Source organism: Micromonospora sp. DT46 (assembly GCF_049841735.1).
Taxonomy (GTDB): domain Bacteria; phylum Actinomycetota; class Actinomycetes; order Mycobacteriales; family Micromonosporaceae; genus Micromonospora; species Micromonospora reichwaldensis.
The window spans coordinates 1-2,161 of sequence record NZ_JBNCKW010000024.1; the positions used below are offsets into that span (position 1 = coordinate 1).

The window sequence follows — 2,161 nt, forward strand, 5'->3', positions numbered from 1 at the left end:
GCTGTCGGCTCCGCCTGAAAACTGACCCCGTGGTTCCGGCTGAATTTTGACCCCTTCCGGAAGCATCGGGAGGTGCTGAGCGTGGAGGACTGGGCGGAGATCCGTCGGTTGCACCGGGCGGAGCGGATGGCGATCAAGGCCATCTGCCGTCGGCTGGGGGTGTCGCGGAACACGGTGCGCAAGGCCTTGGCCAGTCATGAGCCGCCTCGTTATCAGCGGGCGGCGAAGGGTTCGATCGTGGACGCGGTCGAGCCGCAGATCAGGGCGTTGTTGGCGGAGTTCCCGGACATGCCGACGACGGTGATCATGGAGCGGGTCGGGTGGACCCGTGGCAAGACGGTGTTCGCCGATCGGGTGCAGCAGCTGCGGCCGTTGTTCCGCCGCCCTGACCCGGTTCAGCGGACGGAGTATCTGCCGGGAGAGCTGGCGCAGTGCGACCTGTGGTTCCCGCCGGCGGACGTGCCGTTGGGCTTCGGGCAGGTCGGCCGGCCGCCGGTGCTGGTGATGGTGTCGGGGTATTCGCGGTGGCTGTCAGCGGTGATGATTCCGACCAGGCAGTCGCCGGACCTGCTGGTCGGGCACTGGATGCTGATCTCCGGCTGGGGTCGGGTGCCCAAGGCGTTGGTGTGGGACAACGAGTCTGCGGTCGGGCAGTGGCGGGCCGGGCGGCCGCAGTTGACCGAGGCGATGAACGCCTTCCGCGGCACCCTCGGCATCAAGGTGATCCAGTGCCGGCCGGCGGACCCTGAGGCGAAGGGCCTGGTGGAGCGGGCCAACGGCTATCTGGAGACGTCGTTCCTGCCCGGCCGCCGCTTCGCCTCACCTCAGGACTTCAACGCGCAGCTCACCGACTGGCTGGTGCGGGCGAACAACCGCCAGCACCGGATGCTGGGCTGCCGCCCGCTGGACCGGTGGGACGCCGACCGGGCCGCGATGCTGCCATTGCCACCGGTTGCGCCGGTGGTCGGCTGGCGGCAGACCACCCGCCTGCCCCGCGATCATTACGTGCGCTTGGACGGCAACGACTACTCGGTGCACCCAGCGGTGGTCGGCCGGCGGGTCGAGGTCACCGCCGACTGCGACCACGTGACGGTGCTCTGCGACGGCCGACCCGCGGCCCGGCACGACCGCTGCTGGGCAAGCCATCAGAGCATCACCGATCCCGCCCACCGGCAAGCCGCCGCAGACCTGCGCGTCGCTGCCCAACACACCCCGACGACCGCCGTCGACGCCCAGGTCGAACGCCGGCCGTTGAGCGACTACGACCGCCTGTTCGGCCTGGACGTCGAGGTGGCTGCGTGATGGCCGCCAAGACCAGCCGCAACGTCGCCTCGGAGATCGCGTTCCTCACCCGCGCCCTCAAGGCGCCGTCTCTGGCTGCCTCAGTCGAGAGGTTGGCGGAACGGGCCAGGACCGAGTCCTGGACGCATGAGGAGTTCCTCGCCGCCTGCCTGCAACGCGAGGTCGCCGCCCGCGAAGCCCACGGCGGGGAAGGACGCATCCGGACAGCGAGATTTCCGGCCCGCAAGAGCCTGGAGGAGTTCGACTTCGAGCACCAACGCTCTCTGAAGCGGGAGACGATCGCTCACCTGGGAACCCTCGACTTCGTGGCGTCGAAGGAGAACGTCGTCTTCTTGGGCCCGCCCGGCACCGGCAAGACGCACCTGTCCATCGGCCTCGGGATCCGGGCCTGCCAGGCCGGGCATCGGGTCGCGTTCGCCACCGCAGCCCAGTGGGTGTCCCGCCTCGCTGATGCCCACCACGCCGGTCGGCTGCAGGACGAGCTGGTCAAACTCGGCCGGATCCCGCTGCTGATCGTCGACGAGGTCGGCTACATCCCCTTCGAAGCAGAAGCCGCGAACCTGTTCTTCCAACTGGTCTCCAACCGCTACGAACGAGCCTCACTGATCGTCACCAGCAACAAGCCCTTCGGAAGGTGGGGCGAAGTGTTCGGCGACGATGTCGTCGCCGCAGCCATGATCGACCGCCTCGTCCACCACGCCGAAGTGATCTCGATGAAGGGCGACAGCTACCGGCTCAAAGACCGCGACCTCGGCCGCGTTCCCGCAGCCACCAAGACCAACGACTGAACATCAACAACCAGCGAGGGGGTCAACATTCGGCCGGAACAGAGGGGTCAAAGTTCGGCCGGCGTTGACAG

2 protein-coding genes are annotated in these 2,161 nt (G+C 68.3%); both read left to right on the forward strand.

All coding sequences use genetic code 11. The features are described 5' to 3' along the window. The first annotated feature begins 72 nt into the window (after window positions 1–72). The gene (gene istA, locus ACLQ20_RS31300) at window positions 73–1,302 is read left to right on the forward strand and encodes an IS21 family transposase (RefSeq protein WP_327027810.1); all 1,230 of its coding nucleotides are present in this window, start codon (window positions 73–75) and stop codon (window positions 1,300–1,302) included. After that, window positions 1,302–2,090 carry an IS21-like element helper ATPase IstB gene (gene istB / locus ACLQ20_RS31305; protein WP_091404255.1) on the forward strand — a complete coding sequence of 263 codons (789 nt, stop codon included), beginning with the start codon at window positions 1,302–1,304 and terminating at the stop codon, window positions 2,088–2,090. The genes istA and istB overlap by 1 nt, the downstream gene beginning before the upstream one ends. Window positions 2,091–2,161: the final 71 nt, after the last annotated feature.